11 protein-coding genes are annotated in these 13,811 nt (G+C 58.2%); 3 read left to right on the forward strand and 8 right to left on the reverse strand.

Going from position 1 to position 13,811, the window contains the following annotated elements; genetic code table 11:
* Positions 1-10: 10 nt before the first annotated feature.
* Positions 11-1,939 (reverse strand): transglycosylase domain-containing protein, encoded by a 1,929-nt coding sequence (locus ACXAIA_RS00235; protein ID WP_475347567.1) that lies wholly within the window; start codon positions 1,937-1,939, stop codon positions 11-13.
* A gap of 394 nt (positions 1,940-2,333) precedes the next feature.
* On the opposite strand from ACXAIA_RS00235, the gene ACXAIA_RS00240 reads away from it, so the two are divergent.
* Positions 2,334-3,536, forward strand: a complete 1,203-nt coding sequence (locus tag ACXAIA_RS00240; RefSeq protein ID WP_475347568.1) for a M24 family metallopeptidase — start codon at positions 2,334-2,336, stop codon at positions 3,534-3,536.
* Between the two features lie 56 nt (positions 3,537-3,592).
* On the opposite strand, the gene ACXAIA_RS00245 is transcribed toward ACXAIA_RS00240, so the two are convergent.
* The 7 genes from ACXAIA_RS00245 to ACXAIA_RS00275 form a co-directional block, all read right to left on the reverse strand.
* On the reverse strand, positions 3,593-4,996 hold the full coding sequence (locus tag ACXAIA_RS00245; RefSeq protein WP_475347569.1) for an amidase family protein: 1,404 nt from the start codon (positions 4,994-4,996) through the stop codon (positions 3,593-3,595).
* 21 nt (positions 4,997-5,017) lie between these two features.
* Positions 5,018-5,923, reverse strand: a complete 906-nt coding sequence (locus ACXAIA_RS00250) for a 2-hydroxyacid dehydrogenase (RefSeq protein ID WP_475347570.1) — start codon at positions 5,921-5,923, stop codon at positions 5,018-5,020.
* Positions 5,920-7,539 carry an ABC transporter ATP-binding protein gene (locus tag ACXAIA_RS00255; RefSeq protein WP_475347571.1) on the reverse strand — a complete coding sequence of 540 codons (1,620 nt, stop codon included), beginning with the start codon at positions 7,537-7,539 and terminating at the stop codon, positions 5,920-5,922. The genes ACXAIA_RS00250 and ACXAIA_RS00255 overlap by 4 nt, the downstream gene beginning before the upstream one ends.
* Positions 7,536-8,369, reverse strand: a complete 834-nt coding sequence (locus ACXAIA_RS00260) for an ABC transporter permease (RefSeq protein ID WP_475343605.1) — start codon at positions 8,367-8,369, stop codon at positions 7,536-7,538. The genes ACXAIA_RS00255 and ACXAIA_RS00260 overlap by 4 nt, the downstream gene beginning before the upstream one ends.
* Position 8,370: 1 nt before the next feature.
* Positions 8,371-9,348 (reverse strand): ABC transporter permease, encoded by a 978-nt coding sequence (locus ACXAIA_RS00265; RefSeq protein ID WP_475347572.1) that lies wholly within the window; start codon positions 9,346-9,348, stop codon positions 8,371-8,373.
* A gap of 88 nt (positions 9,349-9,436) precedes the next feature.
* Positions 9,437-10,990: an ABC transporter substrate-binding protein gene (locus ACXAIA_RS00270; protein WP_475347573.1), complete on the reverse strand. Its 1,554-nt coding sequence runs from the start codon at positions 10,988-10,990 to the stop codon at positions 9,437-9,439.
* Positions 10,991-11,098: 108 nt separating this feature from the next.
* Complete coding sequence (locus ACXAIA_RS00275; protein WP_475347574.1) at positions 11,099-11,869, reverse strand: class II aldolase/adducin family protein; 771 nt, start codon at positions 11,867-11,869, stop codon at positions 11,099-11,101.
* Between the two features lie 191 nt (positions 11,870-12,060).
* Here ACXAIA_RS00275 and ACXAIA_RS00280 point away from each other — a divergent pair, with 191 nt between their 5' ends.
* Together ACXAIA_RS00280 and ACXAIA_RS00285 are read left to right on the forward strand one after the other, a co-directional pair.
* Positions 12,061-12,765 carry a GntR family transcriptional regulator gene (locus ACXAIA_RS00280; RefSeq protein WP_475347575.1) on the forward strand — a complete coding sequence of 235 codons (705 nt, stop codon included), beginning with the start codon at positions 12,061-12,063 and terminating at the stop codon, positions 12,763-12,765.
* A complete protein-coding gene (locus ACXAIA_RS00285) occupies positions 12,762-13,808 on the forward strand; it encodes a histone deacetylase family protein (protein ID WP_475347576.1) in 1,047 nt (348 codons plus the stop codon). Before ACXAIA_RS00280 ends, ACXAIA_RS00285 begins: the two co-directional genes overlap by 4 nt.
* Positions 13,809-13,811 lie beyond the last annotated feature (3 nt).

A 13,811-nucleotide genomic window follows, 5' to 3' on the forward strand; every position in this document is an offset into this window, starting at 1 on the left:
GACGGTTTTATCAGTTATTTTCCGCGGCGCCCAGCTTCCAGAGATCCTTGACACCGTCATTGGCGCGACGGCGTTCCGAAGATGCGCGGACCATGGAACGGATGGGCAAACCATCGTGCGCTTCCAGCATAAATAACCGCCACAAAGACGCAAGTTCTACCTCGCCGCGCACATCCATTCCCGAACGATCATCATTGCCCGCCCAGACGGTGGTGATCAGATCCGATGAGAACCCGACATACCATGCATCGGACCGCCCACCAGCCACCGTGCCATAGCCGGCAAAGGGGCGATCAAGGCGGACCTGCGGATCGGTGACACTGGCAAACAGAACATACGATCCCTGGATGGCTTCGTCGGTCAGGCGTTTTTCCTGAACCTTTTCAACGCGCTGATAGACCGGCGGGCTGCCATCCGATCCGGTATAGAACACCCGGTTGATCAGCGTCATCTGGGCCGGTTTGCCGGAATTTTGCGGCAGGGCGTGAATGGCTGTGACATCGGCAATCGTCACCGGATCCAGCCCGACAACAGTGCGGATATCGGTCGAAAGCGGGCTTTTGATGCCGATATTGTGGGCATATTGCCGCACATTCAAAAGACCGTAATGGTCGGCCAGATTGGTGGGCACCGTGTTGACATCACGCACGAACGCGTCGCGCAGTGAAATCATCCCCTGATAGTCGTGATCGGGGTTGATGGGGCGCCAGCCGCCGACTGCCATGCGGTTATCACGCACCCATTGCGCCGGATCGCTGTTTTCATTAAGCGCATAGTAATAGGTCGCGACCTTGATCATCCGCCCGGCAGAACGTCGGACGTCGGTCACACGGTTGCGCTGAAACGGTGAATATTCCGCCCCGCCAATCAGGGCACGAATGCGTCCCTCGGGACTGATGGACAGAAGCCCGGTCTGTTCGGCCCCGCGCGGTTCGATGCGCAGTTTAGCCACCTCGGGCACAATTTGCTGGGCAAGGTTCTGAATCGTCCAGTCAATGCTGGTGACAACATCAATGTCGCGGCTGCTATAGCCGACAAGATCGGCAACTTCTTCAAGCACCATATCAACGACATAGCCCGACAGGACGTTTTCGTCATACTGAACGTCGAGTTTTGGCTCTAACAACGTCAGGGCGGAAACACGGTTGGCCTCGATGAAGTTATACTGGGCGAGACGCCCCAGGATCTTGTTGGCTTCTTCGGCGGTTTCGCGCGGGTAAAACAGCGGATTGAAGGTTTCCGGATCGCTGATGGCAGCGGCCAGAACGGCGGCCTGATGCAGGCTCATGCGCTCGGCCGGGCCGCCATACCAAAGGCGCGATGCCGCCGAAATACCGAAAATGCCGCGCCCGACATAGCTGCGTTCAAGATAGCTTCGCAAAATGGTCTTTTTGCTGAAGCTCCAGTCCAGCCACAAGGCGACGAGGAATTCCTGCATGTGGCGGCCGGGGCCGCTATCCTTGCGTTTGAAGAAGCTGCGCGCGACCTCCATGGTGATGGTCGATCCGGGCATGTCGCTGGTCGAGAAAATGCGGGCGAAATCCGCCCCGGAAACGCCGAAATGATCAAAGAATTCCGGATCGGCAGCGGCGACAAAAACGTTTTGCACCCGTTCGGGCAAGGTGGTCAGCGACACATCCTGGCTGTAGCGGCCCTTGATGGTTTCAAGCAGCGCGCCGTCATAGCCCAGAATGCGGATTTCGGGGCTTCGGACCATATTGCGGCTGAGATCAAGGTTGGAATTGATCGAATAAATGATGCCAAAGATGGTCAGAAAGATCAGCGAAAAGCTCACCCCGAACAGGATCATGCGCTTGCGGCGTTGCCATTTGCGTGCCTCACGCAGTTCCTTTTCGGCGATGCGTTTCATCGCCGCCTTCGCAGCTGTTCTTGCGCCTGCGCTGTTTTCGTCTTCGCCGTTTTCGTTTTCTTCTGCCACGCCGCGTGTCCGTTTTTGCCCGCGTTTCAAGTCGCTCTCTGACAGTAAAGCGCCAAGCTGTTAAGAAATCACTGTTAACCATACGTTTGTATGGTGAGGCCCACGCAAGGGTCGTTTGACCCTGTCAGGGTATCGGGACCATAGCCGAGCGCGCAGGGTGGTGCTGTGATCTATGCTATGGGCTTCGAAAAATTTGCTTGCCTATTTGCGGCTTCACCCTCAATAGTTTTTGCACGGGCAGGCGATGGCGTCGCCAGCGTGAGGATGATGTCAACCACGCGCCCAACCATCACCACACATATCCTGAACGCCGGGATCTTGCTTTGTCGTTGTCATGACAGGGGGAGGTCTTTGTCCCTTTTCATGCGCAACGCGTAAAAGAAGGAACGCGCTTATGGATCGCCCAGAATTTTACCGTTTCCACCAAGGTGACCGCGTGCTGCCGTTTGAGGCGGCGGAATATGACGCCCGTCTGGCAGGCTTGCGCAAGATCATGAATGACACCGGTGTTGAGGCCTGTGTTTTCACGTCAATGCATAACATCGCCTATTATTCCGGCTTCCTCTATTGCGCCTTTGGCCGGCCCTACGCGCTTGTCGTGACCTCATCTGAAAGTGTCACGATCAGTGCCGGCATTGATGCTGCCCAGCCGTGGCGGCGCTGCCATGGGGACAACATCACCTATACCGACTGGGCGCGAAACAATTACTGGCGCGCCATCCTGTCGGTGACCGGACCGGGCAAGGTGATCGGTTATGAGGGCGATCATATCAGCCTGGCGCAAAAGGCGCTTTTGGATGAATTCCTCAAACCCGCCAGCAGCCAGGATATTGCACCGGCCACCATGCGCCAGCGCATGCATAAGTCCCCGGCCGAAATCGCGCTGATCCGTCATGGGGCGCAGGTGGCCGATGTGGGCGGCTATGCCATCAAGGATGCGATCAGGGAAGGTGTGCGCGAAATTGACGTTGCCATGGCCGGACGCGATGCGATGGAACTTGAAATCGCCAAACGCTTCCCGAATGCGGAATATCGCGATACCTGGGTCTGGTTCCAGTCGGGCATAAATACAGACGGGGCGCATAACCCGGTGACGGCAAGAAAGCTTGAGCGCGGTGATATCCTTTCGCTCAACACCTTCCCGATGATTTCGGGATACTACACCGCCTTGGAACGCACCCTTTTTGTTGGCGAAGTTGATGACGCCAGCCTCAATATCTGGAACGCCAATGTCGGGGCGCATGAATATGGCATGAGCTTGCTCAAACCCGGTGCGTCCTGTGCGGAGGTCACGGAAAAGATCAATGCCTTCTTTGCCGAACGCGATTTGCTGCAATATCGCACGTTCGGCTACGGCCACAGCTTTGGCGTGCTGTCGCATTACTATGGGCGTGAAGCGGGGCTTGAGTTGCGCGAAGATATCGACACCGTGCTCGAACCGGGCATGGTGATCAGCATGGAACCGATGCTGACCATCGCCGAAGGCAAGCCGGGCGCCGGGGGATACCGCGAACACGATATTCTGGTGATCACCGAAGACGGCAACGAAAACATCACCGGCTATCCGTATGGGCCGGATTTCAACGTGGTCGGGTAAACGTTACCACATGGACGATCAAAAAAGGGCCCGCTTTTGCGGGCCCTTTTTGCGTATCAGAGCGTCACTTGCGGCAGGCCGAAGCCTTGTTCGAGGACTTCGCCGGCCGTCAGGCAGATGTCTTCGCGCCAGGGGGCCGCGACGAGTTGGACGCCCGAAGGGATGGTGTTTTCAACGCCCGAGCAGATCGAGATCGCCGGCAGGCCCAGAAGCGGGATGGCGATTTGCGGGAGTTGGGATTCCCAAAGACGCGCGATGGTTTCCGAGCCTTCGAGGTCTTCGTCCTTGCGGAAGGGCAGTTCGGCTGAGACCGGCATCAGCACCACCGGATAGTTTTCCAAAAACGCCCGCCAGGCGCGAATAAGCGCCGAACGGCGCAGGAAGAGCTGGCTGAAGGCGGCTGTATCGATGCCTGCGGCGCGATCAGCATAATGTTCGAGCAGCGCAATCGCGCCCGGATCGTCTTCCTTGCGCGCGGCATCGAGTTTTGTGGCGTGATCGTCAGACAGCCAGAGGTCGATTTGCAGCTGCACGGCTTCGCGGATTTCGGGGATGTCGGGGGTATCGACGGTCCAGCCCGCCGCGCGGAAGATTTCGGCGGCACGTTCAAGGTCGGCCACAATGCGCGGATCGGTATTGATGCCGCCCGGATGGGTGACAAGTGCGACGCGTTTGGCAAAATCGGGACCGCGCAGCGGCATCGGCACACTCCAGGCGTCTTCGGGGGCGTAGCCCGCCATGCCTTCAAGGCCAAGCCGGAGATCATCGACACTGCGCGCAAGCGGGCCGGAGACCGCCATCAGCTGTGCGCCAATCGGGCGATCACCGCCGGTCTGATTGAACATCGGAATGCGGCCATGGGTCGGGCGCAGCCCCTGAATGCCGCAGGCATAAGCCGGATAGCGCACGGAACCGGCGATATCGGTACCGTGGCCGATATGACCAAGACCGGCCGAGGTCGAAGCCCCCGCCCCGCCCGATGACCCGCCCGGGGTCAGGTCCGGGTTATGCGGATTGAGCGTCGTGCCATGCATTTTATTGGAGGTAAACCAGCGGTACGAAAAGGCCGGTGTGTTCGTCCGCCCGATGACAATCGCGCCCTTGTCGCGCATGTTGCGCAAAAACGGGCTGTCCTGGGTTGCGATCAGATCCGCGGTCAGCATCGTGCCATTGGTGGTGGCATAGCCCGCCTGATCGGAGATCACCTTGATCGTGACCGGCACCCCGGCCAGCGGGCCAACCTGATCGCCTGCGGCAATGCGGGCATCAAGATGTTCGGCATCTTTCATCGCCTCTGCCGCGCAATCCTGCACGATGGCATTGATGCCCGGATTGATGCGCGCCACACGATCAAGCGTCGCGCGAATGACCGAGGTCGCGCTGAGCTCGCCCGCTTTGATGCGACGGGCCAATTCACGGGCGGAAAGGGAATTCGGATCAATGGTCGTGTGGGAGGTCATGTGGGGCGCTACCTTTGCTGGTTAAGCCGATAGGGGCACGAGTTGGAGTTGGGTGCGGCGGATGGACAACACCGTCGTTTGCGGTTCGCAGATGCTGGCGACATGCGGGGTGACGAAAACCTTGGGGTGGCTCCAAAGCCGATGTTCGGGCGGCAGGGGTTCGGGATCAAACACATCGAGCGACGCGCCCGACAGATGGCCAAGATCAAGGGCAGCCATCAGGGCGTCCTCATCGACTTGCCCACCACGGCCCAGATGAATCAAAGCCGCCCCTTTGGGCAGTTTGGCAAGATTTTCCGTCCCTAAAATGCCGCGGGTCTGTTCGGTCAGGGGCAGGACATTGATCAGGATATCGCTTTGGGCGAGGAAATCATCAAATGCGCCGGCGGTGTAATGGGTGACCCCGTCCATGGACGGTTGCGGCATGGAGCGGGAATAGCTTGCCACCGGATAGCCAAGCGCAACCAGCCCCTTGGCCACCGCCCGGCCCATATGGCCAAACCCGGCAACCCCGATCCGGCGGGATTGGGGCGACAGGCCGGTCAAATGGCGTTCCCAATGGGCGACTTTCTGATTGGCGAGGTAATTGCCCATGTTGCGATGATGCCAAAGCACATGGAAGGCCGCGAAACCGGCCATCTGGTACGCCTGATCAGGGTCTTCGACGCGATGAACAGCCACATCGGTTGGCAGGGACGGACAGGCCATGATCGCATCCACCCCGGCCCCGATGGAATAGACCGCCTGCAGATTGGGATAGGCGACAAAGGCGTCTTCGGCCGGGATGAAAGTGACCATGAAGCTGACATCTTCGGGCCGGTCGATTTCATGTGGCAGGCGGAGATCAAGCTCTGGCGCCAAGGCCTCGAAATGCGGGCCATAAATGCCCCGCAAATCGAGTCTGCTGCACGAAAGAACGCCAATCATGCCATGGCTTCTTCCGGTTGGGCCCAGTCCGCCCCCGGCACAGCGGCGAGAAGCTGACGGGTATATTCCTGCTGCGGGTTCAGGAAGATGTCCTCAACCCGGCCGATTTCAACCAAGCGGCCCTTTTGCATCACCGCAATCCGGTCACAAAGCTGGGCTGCGACACGCAAGTCATGGGTGATGAACAGGATGGAAAGCGACAGCTTTTCACGCAGGTCGCGCAACAGATCAAGCACCTGCGCCTGAATGGACACATCAAGGGCCGAGACGGCCTCGTCAGCGATGATCAGTTCCGGTTCCATGGCAAGCGCACGGGCAATGCCGATACGCTGACGCTGCCCGCCGGAAAATTCATGCGGATAGCGCGTGGCGGCATCCGCACCCAGCCCGACAATCTCAAGCAATTCTCGGGCTTTGGCCTGTGCGTCTTCTTTCGGCACGCCACGGTTGATCGGGCCATCGGTCAGCGCCCCCATGATCCGCTGACGCGGATTGAGCGAGGCATAAGGATCCTGAAACACCATCTGGACCTTATTGCGCTGCTTGCGGAGTTCTTCCTCAGACAAAGCTGCAAGATCAACCCCGCCGACCATGACATGGCCGCCATCGGGGGTCACCAGACGCACCGCCGTTCGGCCAAGGGTCGACTTTCCCGAGCCGGACTCGCCGACCAGACCAAGCACCTCGCCACGTGCAACGGTAAGCGACACGTCATCCACCGCATGGACTTCGCGGACAGGCTTGAACAGCCCACCGCCCGTCCGGAAGGTTTTGCGCAGATTTTTGATTTCAAGCGCAGGTGTCTCGCTTAATTCACGTGCTTCTGGCAATTTTCCGGTCGGAATCGCATCGAGCAGACGTTTGGTGTATTCGTGCTGCGGGTTATCAAGGACCGCTGCCGCGTCGCCGCGTTCAACCACCTTGCCTTCGCGCATCACGATGACCTGATCGGCGATTTCGGCGACCACACCAAAGTCATGGGTAATGAACATCACCGCCATGCCACGGCGTTTGCGCAGATCGAGAATAAGCTTCAGGATCTGGGCCTGTGTCGTGACATCAAGCGCGGTTGTCGGCTCATCGGCGATCAGCAGTTTTGGTTCCAGCGCCAAGGCCATGGCAATCATCGCGCGTTGGCGTTGCCCGCCGGAAAGTTGGAACGGATAGGCGCGAATGATTTTTTCCGGGTCCGGCAGGCCGACCTCACGCACGAGATCAAGCGCGCGTTTGCGCCGTTCGGCCTGAGTATACAGACCATGGGCGGCGAAAACCTCGGAAATCTGATCGCCAATGCGCATCAGCGGGTTCAGGGCCGTCATCGGCTCCTGAAAGATCATGGCGATCTGTGCGCCGCGCAGGGCCTGTTTGTCGGCCTCGGACAGGCGCAGAACGTCACGTGATTCAAACAGAGCGCGGCCGGATTTGACGTCAACACCCTGGGGCAAAAGCCCCATTAGGGCATTGGCCGTCATCGACTTGCCCGAGCCGGACTCCCCCACCACACAGAGGATTTCACCCTTGTTGATGGTCAGGCTGACATTTTCGACCGCGAAGGGACGATCGGCCCCTTCGGGCAGACCAATGGTCAGCCGTTCAACTGTCAGAGTCTCACTCATGCTTTGCCCTTTCGCGACAGATGCGGATTGAAGGCATCATTGAGCCCCTCACCAATCAGGTTGAGTGCAAGAACAGTGATGACGATGGCAATCCCCGGGAAGAAGCTGAGCCACCAGCTGGTCCGAATGACCGTCCGGGCCGCACCAATCATATAGCCCCACGACATGGCGTTGGGATCACCAAGCCCGAGGAACGAAAGCGAGCTTTCGAGCAGGATCGCGGTTGCGACCATCAGGGATGCCATGACGATGATCGGGGAGACCGTATTGGGCAGCACCTGACGGATCAGGATTCGCGGTTTGGACAGACCGGCAAGCCGCGCGGCATCAACGAATTCGCGGGTGCGGACTGACATCACCTCTGCCCTGACAAGGCGGGCGACTGGTGGCCAGCTGACGATTGCGATGGCCAGCGTGATCGAAAACAGGGTCGGTTCGAAAATCGCCACCAGCACGATGGCCAGTGCGAAGTTCGGAATGGTCTGGAAGAATTCGGTGAAGCGCATCGCACCTTCATCAACATGCCCCCCATAGAACCCGGCCAAGGCCCCGAGCGGCACACCGATCAGCAGTGCCACGAGTGTCGAGACCAGCCCGACGAGAAGGGAGACCTGCGCGCCATAAGCGAGCTGGGCGGCAACATTACGGCCCAGCGTGTCGGTGCCCAAGGGCAAACCATCAACGGCAAACGGGGCGAGGAACGGGCGCTGGACCATTTGCCACGGCCCATCGGGGAAGAGTAAAGGGGCGATCAGGGCGATGACGATCACGGCAATCAGCATGACCACGCCGACCATGGCGCCCATATTGCTTCTGAAACGTTTCCACATGTCAGCTACGGGCTCCGATACGGGGATCGACAATGCGATAGACAATGTCGGTCACAATGTTGAACAGGATCACCATGGCGGCAGAGACGAGGAACACGCCCAAAATCGTGTTGTAGTCACGTGCAGCCAAGCTTTCGAACATCAGACGCCCAATACCCGGCCAGGCAAAAACGGTTTCCGTCAGAACGGCCCCGCCGACCAACTGACCGGCCTGCAGGCCTGCCAGTGTCACCACCGGCAAAATGGCATTGCGCAGGATGTGGCGACGGCGAATGACCGCGGCCGACAGGCCCTTGGCCTTGGCGGTTTTGACGAAATCAAGTTGCGAAACTTCGAGCATGGAGGCACGCGCCATACGCATGTAAACGGCTGTGAAGAACAGACCCAGCGTCAGTGCCGGCAAAATCAGGTGCTGTGCAATATCGAGTGCGCGTTCAAAACCGGTGTAATTCGCACCCACGGTTTCATAGCCAAAGCCCGGCAACCATCCAAACCAGACGGAGAACACCAGAACGGCCATAAGCGCCAACCAGTAAAGCGGTGTTGCATAGAATAAAAGCGCCAATGTGGTCAGGACACTATCAGATGGCTTACCAACGCGGGCCGCAGCCGCCACGCCAAAAGCAATACCAAAGACAAGCGACACGACAAAGGCGGTCAGCGTCAGCAACAAGGTGGCGGGCAGTCGATCAGCAATCAGGTCAACGACAGGCGCGCCCTGGCGGAAGGAATAGCCAAGATCAAGTTGCACGATGCCAGCGACATATTTGCCAAGCTGGATATACATCGGCTGGTCGAGCCCGAAGCGTTCGCGCAGCTGTTCGATCATCTGCTCGTCGGCGGCACCGGCTTCACCCGCAAGCACGACAGCCGGATCACCGGGTGCGGCATGGATGAGGAAAAAGTTCAGAATCGCAATGGCCAACAAGGTCAGAATAGCCTTGGAGAGCCGCGATACGATCACAGCGAAAATGGTCATATGGCCCCGTGGAATCCCATATTTGAAAGCCCCGCGATCAGCGGGGTATCAGAAAAAGGGGCGGGCCGATGGTGGCCCGCCCGCAGACTCATTTTTCAATCCAGGCGTTACGCGGACCGTCATTGATACCGATGGCCGTGGTGACCAGGTCGTTGACGTTGCAACGGTAGATCGTCGGGAAGGTCAGCTCCTGCATCCAGGCAACGGGCACGTCATCGACGATTTCCTTCTGGATTTCGAGGTAAGCTGCTTCGCGCTCTTCAGGCGTGACCATGGTTGCGGCCGCGGCCCATTTTTCATCAAGCGACGGGTTTTCATACCCTTCGACATTGTTCCACGGGCTGCCTTTCTTGATGCGATCGGCCGTATAGTTGCGCGATACACCAAGGGCCGGATCACCGTACTGATAGAGATAGGTGAAGGCCATGTCATAATCCCACTGGGACGTTTTTTCGTTCCAGCCAGCAACGTCGGCACTGTCGATTTCGACATTGATGCCCACTTCGCTGAGGTTCTGACGGACGGCTTCGGCCCAGCGCTGCCAGGTTTCACCATAGGGCAGCGGCAGGATGCTGACCGGTTCGCCGTCATAGCCCATCTCGGCCAGGAGTTCCTTGGCCTTGTCCGGGTTGTGATCATAGATGGTCACATCATCGGAATAGAAGTTGGTGCTTGAGGCGATCGGACCGGTCGCGACCTTGCCATAGCCGTTCCAGACGACATCACGCATGAATTCGCGATCCATGGCGTACATGACAGCCTGACGGAACTTCTCGTTTGCGGTCGGACCTTCGCGGTTGTTCAGCCACATCCATGCCAGCGGTGCGAGGAATTCCCAGCCCTTTTCAGTGACACATACGCCGTCCATTTCGGCCAGACGCGGGATATCCCAGTTTTCAACCGAGCCACCCGGAAGAACATCAACTTCGCCGGTTTCAAACGCCACGGCACGCGCCGCAGCATCCGGAATCACGCGATAGAAGACTTCGTCAAGATAGGGCAGGCCATCAACATAGTAGTCCTCGTTTTTCACGAGGTGGATGTGGCTGCCTTTGACCCATTCGTCAAACTTGAACGGACCAGTGCCGATCGGGGTGGCGTTGGCCGGGTTGTTGGCGAAATCGGTGCCTTCATAGATGTGCTTGGGCACGATCGGCATGGTGCCGTTTTCAAAGGCGTTGATGAACGGACCAAACGGTTCTTTCAGCTTGAAGACAACCGTCATCGGATCCGGCGCGGTGATGCTTTCGACGTAAGCCAGCGACGCACGCAGACGTGCATGGGTTTCACGCAGGAAAACATCGGCCGAGAACACGACGTCTTCAGCCGTGAACGGCTCGCCGTCATGCCATTTGACACCTTCGGTCAGCTCAAAGGTGTAGGTCAGGCCGTCTTCGGAGATGTCCCAGCTTTTGGCCAGGCTCGGCATCGGGTTCAGGTCGCTGTCATAGCGCAGAAGGCTTTCATAGATGTCACCCGCGACAAGCTGGGTCGGGCCGTTCTGAACGAGACCCAGCATCAGTCCCGGCGGTTCGGGCTGAACAACGATGTCAAGACGACCGCCAGCTTCCTGGGCGGCCAAAGGCGACGCCAGGGTGGCAGCGATTAGGAACGTAGTCGCTTTCAGTTTTAGGTATTTCATAGCAATCCCTGATTGTTTTCTGGATTTCAGATTTTTGTTGTTTTTGTTTTCTATATTTAACCTTCGCCCAAAGCCGACACAGGTGGCCGTGGGATAAGGTGGAATGGATTACCCGAGGTAACCCGGTGCGCAGGCTTCCAGCCTGCGAATTTGGGCCGCCCATTCCGGGTCTGGTTTGCCCTTGTTTTCAAAAGAGTCGTACATCGATTGGTACTGGCCTGCGGTGTGTTCTGCAACCTCGTGGGAGAGCACAACCGGGGTCAGCCCCATGCCAAGAGCTGCGACCTGCGCCTTGCAGGACCGTTCAAGATTAAGCGCCAGTTTGACCGCCTCAGCCACCGAACGTCCCAGCAACAAGGTGCCGTGATTGCGCAGAAGCATGACCGACTTTTCACCCAGATCGGCAACGATGCGCGCACGTTCTTCAAGGTTAAGGGCGATGCCCTCGTAATCATGAAAAGCGATGCGGTCATAGAACTGTGCCGACCACTGATTAAGCGGCAACAGGCCTTCCTTGTTCGATGAAACAGCAACCCCGGCAACGGTGTGGGTATGGAGCACACAGGTCGCGTCGTGACGCGCCATGTGAACCGCCGAATGGATGGTAAAGCCCGCCGCATTGACACCCGCGCCATATGGATCGTCGATCACGGCACCGGTTTCATCAACGGTAACCAGATTGGCTGCGGTGACCTCGTCAAAGCGAAGCCCATAGGGATTGAGCAGGAAGCGCTGTTCGCCACCCGGCCCCGAGGGGAGCCGCGCCGAAATATGGGTATAGATCCCGTCATCCATGCCTTCGAGCGCAATCAGCCGATAGGCCGCCGCCAGGTCGCGTCGAATTTGAGAAACCGATTGCCCACTCGCACCATCACGCATTGATGCCGCCCTTTCGTATTCATGTTGTCTTTTTTGATTTGTTCAAGGCTGCGGGATGATCGGTGCGCAGTCAAGTAAATTGTCGACAATCTACAATTCATTCCCTAGACTGTTTTAAATCATACAAATTCGTTTGGCATGGCTAACGGCCTTATTACGTAAAACTCAGACACTTTTCTTCGGGCCCGTATATGACAGAAACACAGCCATCTTCCGGCTTCCAACAGCTTGATCGCGAGGGACTCGTACAGCGTGTCGCCAAACTGCTGAGCAAAGCGATCATCAGCGGAAAGCTTGCGCCAGGCGCGCGGTTATCGGAATCGGTTGTGGCGCGCGAACTCGGTGTCAGTCGTGCACCCGTCCGCGAAGCGGCACGGTTGCTGGAAAGCTCGGGGCTTGTGACATCGGAACCAAACCGCGGCTTTTTCGTGCGTCAGGTTTCGGCCAAGGCGCTTGATGATCTTTATGAGCTGCGGCTGGCGATCGAGACCGCCGTGATCGTCCGGCTTGTGCAAAACTGGTCTGAAGAAACCGACAAGGTTCTGAGTGCGCAGGTGCGCGAGCTGCATCGGGTTGCGACCGAAGACACAGACATCTTCACCCAGGTCGAAGCCGACATGCAGTTTCACCGGCTGATGTGTACGGGCAGCGGCAACCCGAAATTCCTGACCGTGTTTGAGCAGATCGCCATCGAGACCGAGTTCAGCATCATGCTGATCGGGCAGCTTTATGATGATCCGACCCGGATTGCCGAAACACATGAACCGATTCTTGAGGCCCTTCGTGCCCAGGATACCGACCAGGCCATTGAGGCCATCCGCTACCACCTTTCCGAGGCGCAACGCATCGTCACCAAACAGTTCCGCCTCCTCGAAGAAGGTAAGACTTCGATATGAAATGCTTCTACGCCCCCGAAACCGAAACGCATGATCCGCTGTTCCGCCTGACCCATGGCAAGATCCAGCGCAATGCCGAACAGGCCGAACGCGCAAGGCTTCTTCTTGCCGGACTGGATGCGCTTTCGCTTTCCGTAACTGCCCCGGCACCCGCCCCACGTGCCGCACTCGAAACCGTTCACACCAAACGGTTTCTTGATTTCCTGGAAACCGCCTGGGCCGAATGGCAAAAGCTGCCCGATGCCGGGCCGGAAGTCGTGCCCAATGTGTTCCCTCGCACCACCACCGCGTCCTATCCCGAAACCATCGTTGGCCGTGCCGGTTGGCATATGGGCGATACATCGGCCCCGATTGGCGAACATAGCTGGCGGGCGGCCTTGCGCGCAGCCGATTGCGCCGTTGCGGCAACAGATGCCGTGCTGGCGGGCGCACCCAACGCCTATGCGCTGTGTCGTCCGGCAGGGCATCACACCAGTGCGGAAATTGCCGCCGGTCATTGTCTTTTGAACAATTCGGCGATTGCCGCAGCACGGTTGCGCAGCAAGTATGATCGGGTTGCGACACTTGATATCGATGTCCATCACGGCAACGGCACGCAGGACATTTTCTATGACCGCGATGATGTCCTGACGGTTTCGATCCATGCCGATCCGACGGACTATTACCCGTTCTTTACCGGCTTTGCCGGGGAAACCGGCACGGGGGCCGGTGAGGGTTATAACCTCAATCTCCCCCTCCCTCGCACCACCACTGATGCAGTATGGCTTTCGGCCATCGACACCGCGTTAGCGCGCATTGATGCGTTCAAACCGGACGCATTGGTTCTGAGCCTTGGTCTTGATACCCACGAAGACGATCCGCTTAGGGGCATGAAAATATCCTGGGACGGGTTGCGCATTGCGGGTGAAAAGATCGCAGCAGCCGGCTATCCGACCGTGATCGTGCAGGAAGGCGGCTATTTGTCGCCGGCACTGACCACGTCACTGACTTCTTTCCTTTCGGGCTATCTCGGGGCAAAGATACCTGTCCTTGAGCCCAATTAAGCC

This window comes from Thalassospira sp. ABL2_045, assembly GCF_056161285.1.